This window comes from Mycoplasma sp. 394 (assembly GCF_054353895.1).
Window position 1 is genome coordinate 99,155 of record NZ_JBTHHL010000002.1, and the last position, 16,294, is coordinate 115,448.

The 16,294-nt window shown below is 28.9% G+C and carries 15 protein-coding genes; 1 reads left to right on the top strand and 14 read right to left on the bottom strand.

Features of this window, described 5'->3' with window-relative positions:
• From glyA to ACXYRQ_RS01120, 5 genes are read right to left on the bottom strand one after another with little or no spacing between them, the layout of a single operon-like run.
• Positions 1 to 1,269, bottom strand: coding sequence for a serine hydroxymethyltransferase (glyA, locus tag ACXYRQ_RS01100; protein ID WP_458614536.1), 1,269 nt, complete (start codon positions 1,267 to 1,269; stop codon positions 1 to 3).
• Positions 1,270 to 1,276: 7 nt separating this feature from the next.
• Positions 1,277 to 3,430, bottom strand: coding sequence for a phenylalanine--tRNA ligase subunit beta (locus ACXYRQ_RS01105; RefSeq protein WP_458614537.1), 2,154 nt, complete (start codon positions 3,428 to 3,430; stop codon positions 1,277 to 1,279).
• Positions 3,402 to 4,115 (bottom strand): uracil-DNA glycosylase, encoded by a 714-nt coding sequence (locus tag ACXYRQ_RS01110; protein WP_458607224.1) that lies wholly within the window; start codon positions 4,113 to 4,115, stop codon positions 3,402 to 3,404. The genes ACXYRQ_RS01105 and ACXYRQ_RS01110 overlap by 29 nt, the downstream gene beginning before the upstream one ends.
• Positions 4,105 to 5,055, bottom strand: coding sequence for a phenylalanine--tRNA ligase subunit alpha (pheS, locus tag ACXYRQ_RS01115; RefSeq protein ID WP_458614538.1), 951 nt, complete (start codon positions 5,053 to 5,055; stop codon positions 4,105 to 4,107). Before pheS ends, ACXYRQ_RS01110 begins: the two co-directional genes overlap by 11 nt.
• A gap of 2 nt (positions 5,056 to 5,057) precedes the next feature.
• Positions 5,058 to 6,293, bottom strand: coding sequence for a replication-associated recombination protein A (locus tag ACXYRQ_RS01120; protein WP_458614539.1), 1,236 nt, complete (start codon positions 6,291 to 6,293; stop codon positions 5,058 to 5,060).
• Positions 6,294 to 6,525: 232 nt separating this feature from the next.
• Here ACXYRQ_RS01120 and asnA point away from each other — a divergent pair, with 232 nt between their 5' ends.
• On the top strand, positions 6,526 to 7,506 hold the full coding sequence (asnA, locus tag ACXYRQ_RS01125; RefSeq protein WP_458614540.1) for an aspartate--ammonia ligase: 981 nt from the start codon (positions 6,526 to 6,528) through the stop codon (positions 7,504 to 7,506).
• 37 nt (positions 7,507 to 7,543) lie between these two features.
• Here the strand turns inward: asnA and ACXYRQ_RS01130 are convergent, their stop codons facing one another.
• From ACXYRQ_RS01130 to ACXYRQ_RS01170, 9 genes are all read right to left on the bottom strand, one after another.
• The gene (locus ACXYRQ_RS01130; protein WP_458614541.1) at positions 7,544 to 8,032 is read right to left on the bottom strand and encodes a large conductance mechanosensitive channel protein MscL; all 489 of its coding nucleotides are present in this window, start codon (positions 8,030 to 8,032) and stop codon (positions 7,544 to 7,546) included.
• A gap of 6 nt (positions 8,033 to 8,038) precedes the next feature.
• Positions 8,039 to 10,624, bottom strand: coding sequence for a DNA gyrase subunit A (gyrA, locus tag ACXYRQ_RS01135; protein ID WP_458614542.1), 2,586 nt, complete (start codon positions 10,622 to 10,624; stop codon positions 8,039 to 8,041).
• Positions 10,625 to 10,746: 122 nt separating this feature from the next.
• Positions 10,747 to 11,490 (bottom strand): pseudouridine synthase, encoded by a 744-nt coding sequence (locus ACXYRQ_RS01140; protein WP_458614543.1) that lies wholly within the window; start codon positions 11,488 to 11,490, stop codon positions 10,747 to 10,749.
• Between the two features lies 1 nt (position 11,491).
• Entirely contained in the window at positions 11,492 to 12,571 is a 1,080-nt protein-coding gene (locus ACXYRQ_RS01145; protein ID WP_458614354.1) for a nicotinate-nucleotide adenylyltransferase, read from the bottom strand.
• Between the two features lie 3 nt (positions 12,572 to 12,574).
• The gene (locus ACXYRQ_RS01150) at positions 12,575 to 13,816 is read right to left on the bottom strand and encodes a Y-family DNA polymerase (RefSeq protein WP_458614544.1); all 1,242 of its coding nucleotides are present in this window, start codon (positions 13,814 to 13,816) and stop codon (positions 12,575 to 12,577) included.
• On the bottom strand, positions 13,809 to 14,219 hold the full coding sequence (locus ACXYRQ_RS01155) for an iron-sulfur cluster assembly scaffold protein (RefSeq protein ID WP_458614545.1): 411 nt from the start codon (positions 14,217 to 14,219) through the stop codon (positions 13,809 to 13,811). Before ACXYRQ_RS01155 ends, ACXYRQ_RS01150 begins: the two co-directional genes overlap by 8 nt.
• On the bottom strand, positions 14,209 to 15,366 hold the full coding sequence (locus ACXYRQ_RS01160) for an aminotransferase class V-fold PLP-dependent enzyme (RefSeq protein WP_458614546.1): 1,158 nt from the start codon (positions 15,364 to 15,366) through the stop codon (positions 14,209 to 14,211). Before ACXYRQ_RS01160 ends, ACXYRQ_RS01155 begins: the two co-directional genes overlap by 11 nt.
• Complete coding sequence (locus tag ACXYRQ_RS01165; protein WP_458597404.1) at positions 15,366 to 15,794, bottom strand: hypothetical protein; 429 nt, start codon at positions 15,792 to 15,794, stop codon at positions 15,366 to 15,368. The genes ACXYRQ_RS01160 and ACXYRQ_RS01165 overlap by 1 nt, the downstream gene beginning before the upstream one ends.
• A complete protein-coding gene (locus ACXYRQ_RS01170) occupies positions 15,784 to 16,239 on the bottom strand; it encodes a transcription antitermination factor NusB (RefSeq protein ID WP_458614548.1) in 456 nt (151 codons plus the stop codon). Before ACXYRQ_RS01170 ends, ACXYRQ_RS01165 begins: the two co-directional genes overlap by 11 nt.
• Between the last annotated feature and the right edge of the window lie 55 nt (positions 16,240 to 16,294).

The window sequence follows — 16,294 nt, forward strand, 5'->3', positions numbered from 1 at the left end:
TTATAAATACGATTTTTTAATCGGATGCTCACTAGTAATTTTGACAACCTTGTTTTTTAATGAACTAAGTAGTCTTTGACCTGCTTTGGTATCTGAATTAATAAGGTGTATATTTTTTAAAGCTGTATCAATAATGTCTGCTAATAATGCTCATTGTTTAAAACCACGACTAGTCATAGCAGCAGTACCAAGGCGGATTCCACTTGCTAAAAAAGGTGATAGAGTATCAAATGGAATAGTATTCTTATTTGCTGTAATATTAATTTTATGTAATACTTTTTCGGCTTCTAAACCGTTTATTTGATAGGTTTTTAATACATTAATCATAAATAAATGATTATCAGTTCCTCCACTAATAATTACTGCTCCACGACGCTTGAATGCATCGCAAAAACGCTTCGAGTTATTAATGATATCTTTAGCATATTGCTTAAATTGTGGTTGTAATGCTTCGTAGAAAGCAACTGCTTTACCAGCAATAGCATGAAACAATGGACCACCTTGATAACCAGGAAACACTCAACGATCAATTTTTTTAGCCAATTCAGCATCATTAGTCATAATTATTCCCCCACGACCACCTCGTAAAGTTTTATGAGTTGTAGATGTAATAATATGTGCATAATTAACCGGAGATGGAAATACTCCACCAGCTATCAATCCTGCTAAATGCGCAATATCTGCAAGCAACTTGGCACCGACTTTATCAGCAATTTGCCGAAAACGTTTAAAGTCTATTAATCTTGAATATGATGAATATCCACAAATAATCAAATCCGGTTTTTCTTTAATAGCTAATTCTTCGATTGCATCATAATCTAATAATTCATCTTTGGATAAATCATATGAAACTGATTGATAAAAAATCCCACTAAAAGAAATTTTATATCCGTGAGTTAAGTGTCCACCACTATTTAAGGATAATCCCATAATTTTCCCACCTGATGGTACACAAGCAGCAATAGCTGCAGCATTAGCAACTGAACCAGAATATGGTTGCACATTTGCATATTTAACACCATATAATAGTTTTAAACGATCAATAGCAGCTTGTTCGATCACATCTACATTTTCACATCCACCATAATAGCGTTTGTTAGGATATCCTTCTCCGTATTTGTTTGTTAACACACTTCCTTGTGCATTTAAGACATCTTCAGAAACATAGTTTTCGCTTGCAATTAATTCGATGTGGTCCTCTTGTCTTTGTAGTTCGTTATTGATCGCATCGGAAACAACTTTATCATGTAGTTTAATTTTTGAATACATTTTTTACCTACTTATTAAATTTTTCATTTAATCTTTGTATAACTTCATCATTTGCACTAATTCTTAAAGTAACATTGCGAGTATTTGTTTGTTGATAATTATCAATTTGTTGGATGTCATAAATTTGACCAAGACATCTTAAATTTGAAACAATATTACCTATATAATCGGTATTTTTAAGTGTAAAAGTTAAATCAAGAGTTTTTAATGGACTTAAATCTACTGGGATATATTTAATCTTATTATTTGCTTTTATATCCATAAATTCTACATAAAAAGCATTTGTTTGATCATATTTGGGATGGATTTTTCCAATTCATCCGATAATCGTATTATTGTATTTTATATAAGCAGAAACATTTGGATGAATATAATCATTATCCTTTAGTGCAGTAAATTTAACATCAAAACCTAAGAAATTAATAACATCTTGTTTTAGTTGTTCGAAAGTCTTTGTTGTACTCGCAAGTCCTCAAACCATTATATTTTCTGAAATCATTCCATATTCAAAAATGTTAATATTGCTCATTTTACGCTTTTGATTGTATGCTACAACTTCTGAAAGTGATGTAATAATCGAATTACGAATGCATTCGTGTTCTTTTGAAATAAAAGTCATTAAATTGATTTGTTTTTCAAATGAAAAAGGATTTAATTTATTTTTTTCTTTTGAAACAAGAGTAAAGGTTCGTACTTCATTATATCCTTGGTGCTGAAAATATGATTTAGAATTATTAATTTTTTGTATATGAGCAGGAACAGTTTTAATTGGTTGTGGTTTGAATTTTGCATATGAATAAAATCTAAAAATTTCTTCGATTATATCTTCAAAAACTTCTATATCATAACGATATTCAGGGGTAGTTATTTTATTATTTTCAAATCTAAATCCAAGCGAAGTTAGTTTTTTTAAAGCATTATCAAAAACATTTATTTCATTTATACCTGCATATTTCTTTAAAAGTTCTGCATTATATATAATGCTTGTTTGCTTATGATAAATAATAGGGTTAATTATTTGTGAAATCTGTAAATTTTTGCAATAAAAACGAATAAATTCCATCGCAACTGAAGCGAGATAAGCAGTTATAACCCTTGAACCTTGACTTGATGCAGTTGTGCTTATCCTTATTTCTTTTGTGCTGTGACGAATGTATTTAGGATCAAAAACACCTACTTCAAATAAATAGTTTTCTGTATCTAAATCAGTTTTTGTGGTTTCTAGACCGATAACAGAAGCAAGTGAAATAATATTGCTGTCATCTGAAATAGCTAAAACATTATCAACAGCAACTTTTTTACCACCTAATATCTCAATCTCACCAGAATACAATTTTGCAGTAATATTTTTTTGTAGTTTTGCAGCATTATAAACATGTACTGGAACACCGATATTTATTAATGTTAAATTTGTCAGGTTAACACTTCAATCAAATAAAGAAGAAATATCGTGTTTTGCTAATAAAGTTTTTTCGTAAATACTTGTTTTTAATTTTCCTTTTATTTCACTAAAACTAAGATTTTTTGCCATTCCATTGGCTGCTTTAAAATCACTTATAAAATTTGGTTCTTGTTCTTTTGATTCAAAAACAAATTTAGTGTTAAAATATGCAGCAAGTTCTTTAGCAAGAATAAAATATGAATTTGCATCATTGCGGTTTGCATTGATTGCTATTTCGATTAGATAATCATCGATATTTAAAAGTTGCATTGGATCATCATTTATGCTTGCAAAATCATTTGGTAAGACTAACAACTCATCTTTTTTTGACAGTAAGTCTCATTTATAACCTAATTCTGATCAAGATGCTAACATCCCTTGTGATGGATAACCTTTAAGTGTTTTTTCACCAAAGATAATTTCACCTCTTTTTGCACCAACAGGAAAACAAACAACTAAATCACCTACCTTTAAGATTCGATTAGTTGTTTGGATTGTAATTTGTCCTTTTTTAGTTTTTAATTCAACAACATCTAAACGATCAGAATTTGGATTTTTGAAGACATTAATAACTTTTGCAAATAAAATATCTTCTATATTAGCAAATTTTCTCACATCCTCAACTTCAAAACCTATTTCATTTAATGCATTTGTAGTTTCTTCTGCAGTAAGTTTGATATCTGGTAAATAACTATTTAGATGTTTTAGTGAAACGAGCATTAAAAACCTCCTCATGTGGTAAATTTCAATCGATTTCTGTTTTATTTTGAATTTTTAAAAGATGATTAACTTTTAAAAATATTTGTGAATTATTAAATCCTTTATTAAATGACAACGGTGAAGGATGTGAGGATTCGATGATATTTTGTTGTTTAATTTTATCGAAGTTAGATAAATTATATACAGTTTCTTTTGCTTGTTTGCCTAGTATAACAAAAATTATATCACTATTTGCCTCGATGATTTTATCTAGGATTACTGATGTAAATTTTTGTCATCCGATATATTTATGTGAATTAGGTTTACCTTTTATAACTGTTAAAACTGTATTCATCAATAATACACCTTGCTTAGCTCAATTAACTAGTGAATTAGTTTTTATGACAATATCTGGATAATCTTGTTTAAGGACTTTAAAAATGTTTGCTAAACTCTTTGGTGTTTCGTCTTTTCAACTAGAAAAAGCCAATCCGTCTGCGCTATCATCATTATAATAAGGATCTTGACCTAGAATAACAACTTTAGTTTCATTAACTTGAAAAAATTCAAAAGGCTTAAATATGTCCATTTGGTGTGGGTAGATGGTTTGGTTATTTAATTCTGCTTCTTTTAAAGAATGAAAAATATTATCAAAATAACTTTTTTTACCTTCTTTTTGTAAGATTTGTAAAAAACTATCTTTCATTGCTAAATTGCTCCAAAATTCTTAAATCATTACGATATAAATCCCTAATATCATTAAATCCATATTTAATCATTGCAAGTCTTTCGACTCCTACACCAGCAGCAAAAGCATTAAATTTAGCATCAAATCCTGCCATTTGTAGCACTTTCGGATGCAGCATTCCAGCACCTAAAACTTCTATTCAATGATTTTTATAAAACATATCTACCTCCACACTAGGCTCGGTAAATGGAAAATAACTAGGACGCAACCTTATATCAATTTCTTCTTCCAAAACATAGGATAGAAAGGATTTTAAAGTTCATATGAGATTTGGAAAACTAACGTTACCAACACAAACAAAGTCGAGTTGAGTAAACTGATGTGAATGAGTAGCATCATCTTCATCATTTCGATACACCTTACCTAATGCAAATGTTGAAATTTCGATATTTTTATTTTCGTGTAGAACTTTTGCAGTAATTCCAGTATTATGAGTTCTTAATAATGTTGTAGCATTTAAATAAAGTGAATCATGCATTGCTCGAGCCGGATGATCGATGGGGATATTAAGTTTCTCAAAATTATATAAATCAGAAACTATTTCACCACTTTCTTGCTGATAATAACCATGCTGAATAAACCAAGTCATAATGCGTTCTTCGATTAATGTTATCGGATGCAAGCTACCAGGTTTGTAGACAGGTTTGCTAATATCAATAAATTCTGAGTTTATTTTACGATCTATTTCTATTTTTTCCAATCTTTCTTCAGCATTTTTAAAAAACTCTTCATATGTTTTCTTTAAATCATTAATTTGTTTACCGATTTGTTTTTTTTGTTCAACTGGTGCAGTTTTTAGACTTTGTTGTAGTTGATATATTTGTCCATCTGATGAATAAATTTTAGCTTTTGCTTGTTTAAGATCTTCGAGTGTATTTATATCTTCAAGTTTTAACATTATTACTCCTTTTTATAGTGTTTTTTTCATTCTGCTTTTAAATTGTTTCAATATTCTAAAATGTTTTGTTCATTTTTGTTGCTGCTTGGAATGTAAAATTTAGTATTTTGTAGTTGTTTTGGTAAATATTGTTGATTATTTCAATGTTTAAAATAGTCATGTGGGTATTGATAACCAATTCCATCACCTAATTTTACTGCAGATTTATAATGTGAGTCTTTTAAATAAGATGGTATTTGGTAAATGTTACCATTTAAAATGTTTTGCTTAACTTTATCACGTGCTAAAACAACGGAATTACTTTTAGGAGATGAAGCAAGTTCGATTATTGCTGATGTAATAGCAAGTTCCCCCTCGGGGATACCTAGTCTTTCAAAAACTCTTATGGCTGCTTCAGTTTTTGCACCTACCATTGGATTTGCTAATCCAATATCTTCGTATGCAACAGCAAGCATCCTTCGAAATAAACCATCATTATCACCACTTTGTAAAATTAAAAAACCATAATATAATGCAGCATCAATATCACTACCACGAAGTGATTTGTGAAATGCTGAAAGGTTATTATAGTGAGCACTTTGTTTATTATCGCTATAAAAATTGATATTTGGTATTATAGTTTTTAAGTCATTTTTACTAACTTCTTTTCCATCTTTTTTTAATAGTGCAAGTAATTGTAAGTTATTTATACTTGCTCTTAAATCACCACTTGAAAAAGCTGCTAAATTGACTAAATTTTCCTTGCTTATTTTTAAATAAGGATAATTTTCTTTTATAATTTTCTCTAGCATTAAAGCGATATCTTGAACATCTATTTTATTAAACTGCAAAATCTGCATTCTGCTACGAACAGCAGGAACAACTTTAAAATAAGGATTTTCTGTTGTTGTAGCATAAACAATTATTTTATCAAACTCTAAATAAGATAGTAATATATCTTGCTTATCACGATTCAAACGATGGATTTCATCGATTATTATAACATCGCAATCATCTAAAATTTTTATTAAATCTGATTTATTATCAATCGATGCATTAAAATACCCCGCTTTTAAATTTAACTCATTTGCTAAAATAAAAGCAGTTGTTGTTTTACCTGTTCCACTTTCACCAAAAAACAAAAAACTAGAAGTAATTTTGTTTTCAATTACTTCCTTAAGCAATTTTTTAATATGATTTTGACCGACAATATCATCTAATTTCTGTGGTCTCAATAAATTTGCTAAATTTTTGTTCATATATTATTTTATAATTATAACGATTTTTTGATTTTTATAGGTGTTAAAGAACAAAATTATTTTTCTTGTGTATAAACTTGTGGATAATTTAATAAAACGAATGTATAAATAGAACTTATTATTGCATACTATGTATATTTTTAGTTTTTTTAAAAAAACGATGGATGTAAAATTGTTCATAAATAAAGAAAAAATTATCAACAAAAATAAATTAGTTTAAAATTAAATTGCTATGTATAAATCAAAATTAGACATTAAAGAAACACAAATAGCTATTCAAGATCTTAAACAAATTTTTCAAGCAAATATTAAGGTAGCATTAAATTTGACTAGAGCAACTGCACCGTTATTTTTAGATGCAAAAACAGGATTAAATGATGGTTTATCAGGTGAAAAGGCAGTCTGATTTAATCCAAAAGATTCTAATGTTCGCTTAGAAGTTGTGCATTCGTTAGCAAAATGAAAGCGTCATGCATTAAAACAATATCAATATTTAGATGGTGAAGGTATTTATACTGATATGAATGCAATCCGTCGTGAGGAAGAGCTCGATTCGACTCATTCATATTATGTAGATCAATGAGACTGAGAAAGAATTATTTCCCGTAGTGATCGTAATTTAAATTTTCTAAAAATGATTGTAAGTAAAATTTATGATGCTGTTAAAGCTACTAAGTATGCATTGCAAGAAGAATTTCCAAAACTTACTGATAAACTTGCTGAAAACTTATTTTTTATTAGTGCTCAAGATTTAGAAGATTTATATCCAAATTTATCACCTGAACAACGTGAAGATGTAATTGTAAAGGAAAAGGGAGCTGTTTTCGTTTATAGCATAGGTGAAAATCTTAAATCAGGTATAGTTCATTCAAAACGTGCATTTGACTATGATGATTGAAAATTAAATGGTGATTTGTTGGTGTATTCTTATGTTTTAGATAAAGCAATCGAGTTATCATCGATGGGAATACGCGTGGATGCTGAATCGATGTTAAGACAATCGAAAAAGGATAAAGAAGACTTGTTAAACCTGTCACCGTTTCATTATAAAATTCTTAACGATCAATTACCATTAACTATTGGTGGTGGAATCGGTCAAAGTCGTTTAAGTATGTTCTTACTTGAAAAAGCACATATCGGTGAAGTTCAGTCAAGTTATTGACCAAAAGAACACATCGAAGAAATGAAAGATAAAGGTATTGAATTGTTATAAAAATAAGTTTTTACCTATGATATAGGTAAAAACATTTTTATTCTGATTGATAGTCGACATCTGATTGTTGATTTAGTGGTTCTTTGTTTAAGTTTTGATTAATTAATTTCAGTTGCTCTAAAATTAATTCATCTGTGGTAGGTTTAACTACTTCAGGTTCGATTGCAACAGGTGGATTTTTCTTTAATCTATACCTTTTGATACCAGCTTTTATTATAAAATATGACATTAACATAATAAATAAGGTGAATGAAATGATTACAAAATTAATAATTGCACCTAGAAATTTCCCGTATTTAATACCTTTTCACACTAAACTTTCTAAGTCTTTAAATTTATCACCAAGGATATTATGTGCAATTGCAGACATAATAACATCGTTTGCTAATGAAGAAACAACTGCATTAAATACTGTCCCAGCCAAAAAACCAACGGCAAGTATAATTAAGTTACCTTTTTTAAAGAATTTCGATGCTTCTGTAAATGATTCATAAAGTAAAGACTTCTTATTATCTTTTTTATTCATTGCTTCCTATCTTAATTTAATTACATCAACTGCAACTATTTCATCATTGTCTTTTAAATTAATAATACGAGAACCTTTAGTTTGACGTGATGATTTAGGTATTTGTGTAATTTGTGTTCTAATAGTTATCCCTTGTGAAGTAATTATCAATAATTCATCTTCTAAACTTACAAATCCTGCATAAATAAGATTTCCAGCTTTTATATTATCAATTCCTACAAGACCTTTAACATTACGTTTAGTTAAATTATATTCACCTTCATCAGTAAGTTTTCCATAACCTTTTGAACCAAGAGAAAGCACTAAATTGCCATCACGGTTCGATGAAGCAGATACAACATATTGATTTTCTTCAAGTTTTATTGCTCTTACACCGATGCTATTACGACCTAATGCTCGAATATCATCATTTTTAAAGATTGCAATATTACGATAGTTATTTGCAACTAAAATATGATCTTCATCAGATGATAAGAATGCACATACTAATTCATCTGCATCAGCTAGTTTGAAGGCAATAAGTCCATTGCGACGAACAACTTTAAAAGAAGCTATATCAGTTTTCTTAAAGATACCAAACTTTGTTACAGTAGTTAAATATTGATTTTGCTCATAATCATCAACACTAATAATAGAAATAATCTTTTCACCATTATTAACATCTAAGGTTTCTAAAACATTAATGAAAGGAACACCTTTACTTTGTTTGGTTCCTTCAGGAATTTGGTGTCCACGAAGTTTATATGCTCTACCAAAATTTGAAAATAACAATAAATCAGTATGGGTTTTTGCTTGAATAATCATTGCGATATCATCGTCTTTATATGTTTTCATACCAACCGAACCAACTCCACCACGTTTTTGTGTGTTATATTCATCTAAGTTAATACGTTTCACATAACCATTTACTGACGTTGTGATTACAATATCATTTTCAGGGATTAAATCTTCTTCAGTTATTTTACCAGCACCAGAAATATCAATTTGTGTGCGACGAGCATCATTAAATTTTGCTTTAATTTCCTGTAGTTCACTAATAATTAAATCAATTAATTTATCTTCGTGTGCTAATATATTTTTATAATGAGCAATTTCAGTTAATAAATTTTTTAATTCTTCTTGCATCTTTTCGATACTTAATCCTGTTAAACGACGCAAATTCATATCTAAAATTGCTTTAGTTTGTTTTTCGCTTAACTCAAAACGCATACTAAGCTTTTCTTGTGCAATTAAATCAGTTTTGGATGCTTTAATGATTGCAATAACTTCATCAATATTAAAAATAGCAATTTTTAAACCTTCTAAGATATGTGCACGTTCTTCGGCACGGGTTAAATCAAATTTTAATCTACGGGTAACAACATCTTTTTGATGTTTTAAATATTCGTTAAGAGCAGTTTTTAATGTAAGTAGTTTCGGTTCACCATTGACTAAAGCAACTAAATTAGCACTGTATGCAGTCTGTAAATAAGTTTTTTGATATAACTTATTTAAAATAATATGTGGGTTGAAGCCACGTTTAATATCAATCACAATGCGAATTCCATCGCGATTTGATTCATCGCGTAAATCAGCAATTCCTTCAATTTCTTTATTTTTATGTTGTTCAACAATTTTTTGAATTAAAGTGGTTTTTTTAATCGCATATGGTATTTGCGAAACTATAATTTGTGATTTACCATTCGCTTTTTCTATAATATTAGTTTTAGAACGAACTATAATGCTACCACGTCCTGTTTCATAAGTATCAATAATCCCACGAGTCCCTAAAATTATTGCTCCCGTAGGAAAATCAGGACCTTTTATATGTTGCATTAACTCTTTGGTGCTGATGTTAGGATTTTTGGCTAAAGCAACTGTAGCATCAATAGTTTCACCTAAATTATGTGGAGGGATTTCGGTTGCCATACCAACAGCAATACCAGATGAACCAGATACAAGTAGGTTTGGAAAGCGAGAAGGAAGTACAGCAGGCTCTTTTTCGCTTGCATCATAGTTATCCACAAAATCAACTGTTTCTTTTTTTATTCCTTCTAGCATTTCAGCAGATAACTTAGACATACGAGCTTCGGTATAACGCATCGCAGCAGCTTGGTCACCATCGATTGATCCAAAGTTTCCGTGTCCATCAACTAACGGATAACGCATTGAAAAATCCTGTGCCATACGAACCATTGCTTCATAAACCGATGAATCACCATGAGGGTGATATTTTCCAAGCACATCCCCTACGATACGGGCAGATTTACGGTGTTGTGAACCAGGAGTAATACCTAATTCAGACATATCATATAAAATTCTACGGTGTACTGGTTTTAGTCCATCACGAACATCAGGGAGCGCTCTAGAAACAATAACACTCATAGCATATTCTAAAAAGGATGTTTTCATCTCATCATCGACTAGGATTGGATGCAAACCGTCTTTTGATTCGCTGATGATTTGTGATGAAACTTGATATTCTGCATTATTTTGCGGAATTTCTTCTTCGTCTTCTTCTATTATTGGTTCTTTTTTCTTAAAGACGATGTGGTTATCTTCTTCATAGTCATATTCTTTAATTTTTGTTTTTTTCTCTTGATCTTCTGCCATATCCTCTCCAATTTAATAAATTATAAATTTATTAAATTATACACAATTTTTTGTTTAAAGTTATTATAAACAGGTAAAATTAAGCATTTTTTTGTCCCTATGAACAAGCAAAAAAGAGAAAATTACGAATTATTTTCTCTTTTTTGCAATTTTTCTTCTTGTAATCTTACTAAATTTTTCAAATCCTTAACTTCTTTTAAGCTAAGTGGTCGATAGGTTCCAATTGGCATTTTTTCTACTGTGATTCCTGCATATTCAAGTCTTTTTAGATTGATAACTAACTTATCTACCAATTTAAATAATTCTTTAACATGATGATATGTTCCTTGTGTTAAAACAACAAAATAACTTTTCGGTGAATCGCTTCCGCAAGGGATAACATCCTGCACACTTTTTACTCCATTAACTTTAACTATTGAATTAAGTTTTTTTAACTCTTTTATACTAAGTTTTTCATTTATTCTAGCTCGATACACTCTTGGGATTTGATATTTTGGATGCATTAATTTATTTGCTAAATCACCATCATTTGTCATTATTAGTGCTCCAGTAGTATCATAATCAAGACGCCCTACTGGGAACACTTTATAAGGAACATTCATTAAATCTATCACAGAAGGTCTATTGAAATTATCTTTTAAAGTTGTAATAGTTTTTGTTGGTTTGTTTAAAACATAATAAACTTTTTGTTGCTGAAATATAGGTTTATTTTTCACAAACACATTATCGCCAAAATCTGCTTTATCACCTAATTTAGCTACCATACCATTTACTGTTACATAACCTTTTTCAATTAATGTTTCTGATTCACGTCTTGATGCGATTCCAGCTTGTGAAAGTAGTTTTTGTAATCTAATTTTTTCCATTTTAATCTTTCATATATAAGTTGTATAAATTTAGTGATTCATTAGAGAATTTTACACCTTTTGAAATATTAAAATCATAGGTTTGTTTTACAACTTCTTTAAAGCCAGCATCTAAATTAGTTAACGCAAGATCTCGTATTTTTTGAATTCCAGTAAAACGTCGTCCTTGACAAATTTTATCGGCGACAAAAATAATTTTATCTAACTTGCTCATATTCGGATGTAATTGGGTATGATAACGAACAGCTTGTAAAATGGCTTGATTTTGCAGCATATATCCATGCTTTAATCATATATATGAACAGATTTGGTGTAAAAATGCCGGATTTTCTTCTTTAATATCTGGTTCAAACTCTTTAATTGCTTGCAGCGATCTTTTAACATCCCATTCTTTTGCAATATCATGTGTTAATCCTGCAATATAAGCATCCTTAGCAGGATAATTATGAGCTTTAGCAAGTTTGACAGCAAAATCAGCTGTTGCTACAGAATGCTTGGCACGCAAAGCAGAAAGACTATTATGAATAATTTGTTCTAAATATAAACCATCTTTTTGAATGTAGTTTAAAACTTTTTTATCTACATGCGAGAGCATTCCGTTTTTAAAATCACTTGATGCAAAATCATAAAAGGGGTTATTTAACAAAATTCCATTATATTTTTTTAGGTTAATTTTATTAATGTTTTTATCACGACGAAATACTGTTATTTGTGTGAGTTGAGAGATAATATCAATGTCTTTTCATTTATTTAATTTTGGTAAATTATCACTACCAATTAATAAAAAAAGTTGATCATTAGGATATTTTTGCCTTAGATATTTTACTGTATCGATGGTATATGAGACATTATTTCGCTTAATTTCAAAGTCACATAATTGCATTTTCTCTTCTAAAACCAGCTGAATCATTTCTGCTTTTTGATATGGTTTAACTAATTTTGTTTTAGACTTAAATGGTGATGTAAAAGTCGGAACAAATAGTAGTTTATCTAAATTGAGTTCTTTAATTGCATATTTTGCAAGTTTTATATGACCAATGTGAATTGGATCAAATGAACCACCATATATACCTATTTTCATAATTTACCTCTTAAAGACACCTACTTCAATTGAATCAGATTGTCCCCTTCTTTTTTTAATTCGTTCGATGTTATAGTCCGCCAAAGTTTTTAAACTCTTCATTTTCATTTTTGTATTCACTTTATTAATAATTTGATCTACAATGTAGTTAGTTTTACATGCTTTTCGTGTTTCTAAAATACTTAAACTACGGTAGTTTTCAAAGGAATTGATTAAGTTTGATACACGGATGCTGATTCCGATGATTTTGGTATCTAAAAAATTATCATAAAAAAGTTGCTTACAATATTTAATAATTTCATCTGCTTCATTGATAAATTTTTCAACTACCATATGTTTTGCGATTCAACCATCACTAAATGTTCGTACACCAAAGCTAATTTGATTACCTAGTTTATATAATTTTTGCAACCTTCTTGATACTTTTTGTGCTTGTATTGCTATATTTTGCAAAATATCTTCAGTGTTTATGTCTTTTTTGTTAAAGGTGATATCGTGACTAATCCCTTTGACTTCAGGAATTTCATCACTAACATCTGAATCAGCAAAATAATTTAAAGCATCTATGAATTTAAATCCGGATGTTTTAAAAATTGATGTCAGTCTTATATCATTATAAGTTAATGTTGCTAAATCCCCAATGGTATTTATTTCAAGGTTTTTAAAGTGATCACCAAGTTTTTCTCCGATACCGTGAAATTTAGTAATCGGTAGACTAAAGAAGCGTTCTTGATAGTTTTTGCTATTAGTTACAGCAATTCCTTTTGGTTTAAATAAATTAGTTGTCATTTTCGCATAAAACTTAGTTTTAGAAATTCCAATACTAATAGGGATTTTAAAGTTGTTTTCGATATCATCTTGCAATCTTTTAGCAAGTTGTAAAGCTTTTTCATCGCTATCAATGCTGCTATGAACTTGGATGTAGCATTCGTCAATTGACCCGATTTCAAATTTATCAGCATAGAACTTTTTAATATATCTAAAAATCGCATTTGAAGTTGCAATATATAAATCAAAACGAGGTTGTTCAATGATTGCTTTTGGTTCTTTTTTTAATATTTCTGATATTTTTGCCCCCGCTTTGATACCAAGTTGTCTAAGTTCATAACTCACTGAAACAGCAACTGAATGGATTCCTTTATTTGCAATCGCTACTGGTTTATTAAGCAAATTAGGTTTTAAAGTTCTAATAGCAGAAACAAAATATGAATCAAAATCAATGTGAAAAATATAAGGTCTAGACATCTTTAAATGCTTTAGTTATCATTAAGGTGCAATGAATGCGATTTGGTTGACTTTTGATGTTATAAAAAACTCATAAATCACCTAATAAATCCATATGTTCATCACTGATATTTTCACCATTAACAAATTTGGTGAAAATATCTACTAGTAAGTCGATTTGTTCTTTTGTTTTGCCTTTAACAGCATCTAAAAACATATCAGCACCTGCTAAAAAAGGTGCACATCCGATCCCATCAAAACTTGCATCTATTAGGATGTTTTGATCCCATTTTAAATCAACTAATAACTTATCCGAACAACTAGTGCTATAAAAAACATTTGATGTATCAAGTTTTGTTTTATTCTTTGGTTTAAGATAGTGATTCATTATCGTTTCGCGTGCTATATTCGGATTAAAATGCATAAAAATCACCTCCATTTGCTAAAGCATCAATTAATTTATCAATATCTGAATAATTATTATAAATACCTAAAGAAATTCTTAAAAACGAGTGTTCTTTGATGATATTTCTTATATAAGGAGCACAAAAGATTCCAGCAATTGTATAAATATTTTTGCTTCCCAAATATCCTGCAACATCTTGTGCATTAATTCCTTTAACATTAATTAATGCGATAAAATCACCTGGTTTACTTGAAACAGTTATATTAGGTAAATTCATCAGTTTTCTATGTAAATAAAAAGATAGATCTTTTAAAATTTCTTGAGTTTTTTGATAACCTACTTTGTAAAAAAACTCAAGTGCTTTATCAAACATAAAAAAACCTGCAATATCAGGGGTTCCTGGTTCAAATGCATTGATGGTATCTTTTAAAACCCATGATGCATCTTTATGAACTTCTGAAACACTACCACCACCAAATTTTACTGGTTTTAACTTCTTTAAAAGTGTTTCCTTAATTGCTAAAACACCCATACCGGTAGGACCGTAAAACTTATTTGTGCTAAAAACAATGATATCTGAATCATTTAATGAAACTTTTTGATGACTAATTGATTGTGCAGCATCGTTAAAGACATAAATATTCTTTGAATGTGCTATTTGTGATATTTTTTTGATGTCAAAATTTTGATTAAATGTGTTATTTTCTTGAGCGAATGCTATAATTTTAACATTTTTAAAGGTTTGCAAGTCATCAAGTAAATTGTTACTAATATGGATTTTGCATCCTATTTTTTTTGACATTTCAATTCACGGAATAAGATTTGAAGAATGATTGAAAGCATTTAATAAAATTACATCATTAGGTTTCAATAAATGTGCAAACATATTTACAAACAAATTAATCGATTCAGTTGTTCCGCTGGTGAAAATTATTTCATGATCTTTACTATCGATTAGTTTTGCCACCTTATTTCTAACAGATGCGATTTTTGAATTGACTAAATTTCCAAGTGGAGTGTCTGCAGTTCTTGATGAAATCGAGATATTCTTATAATAATTATAAATTGCATTTGTTGCAGAAATTGGTTTTAAAACCAATGCAGCACTGTCAAAATAAGTAATTTTATTAAGGATTGGGAATTGCTTACGAATCCAGTCATTCATTATAACAACCTCCTTAATATCTTAATCAAAAATATATTATAGTTAGGTATTTTTTTAAATTCATCTAAAAAATCATAGTAATAACTGCGTTTTTTATTATTAAAAGTTATCTCATTTTGAATTTCATCAAAAAACGGACATGTTTTAATAAATTTATGATTTTTGTTTTTATAAATAAGTTGTAAAAACATATAGATAAAAAAGTTTTTAAGCATTAATTTATTTGTGTTTTTAACTATAAAACCTTGTAAAAAGTTATTTATAGTTGCATTAAAACCATTAAAATTATTTTTAATTTCAATTCATTGTATTTTCGATAAATCATATTTTTCAATAACATCTAAATCAATAAAGGTTTTGAATATAAAATTAAATAAACTTTGATGCTTTAAAAAAATATATTTTAATAAAGTTTCATTAGTTTGCATTTCTGCTTTCAGAATCGAGTACAATGACCGCTTTATAAAAATTCTCTAAAATAGCATTGACAAATTGATATAAAAGTTCGTCATTAGAGGTTTTGTATGACTTAGATGGCTGTCCAAAATATTCTTTAGTAATAATCACGGCTTCATTTATTACAATTTTTGGTTGTATAGAATAAAGTTCTACACATGCATTTATTAATATTGCACGAATAAGTGGACTAAGTCGTTGTCACGGTCAATCCTCGTTTAATAACTTCTGCAGTATTTTTTTAACAAAAACAACTGAATTTTTGACTTTGATAAAGAAAAGTTTTTGTTCAAAATTTATTTGAAATTCATTAATAATAGCTTCAAGGTTATAAGGAATATCAAGTAATTCATGTTTATAAATAATTTCGATGTTTTTTATTCTTAATGCATGCCTAGAAATATTTTTTACTGCCATCTTTACCTCGGATGATTTTATTTTGCTATTATATCATAATTTACTTGATTTTTCG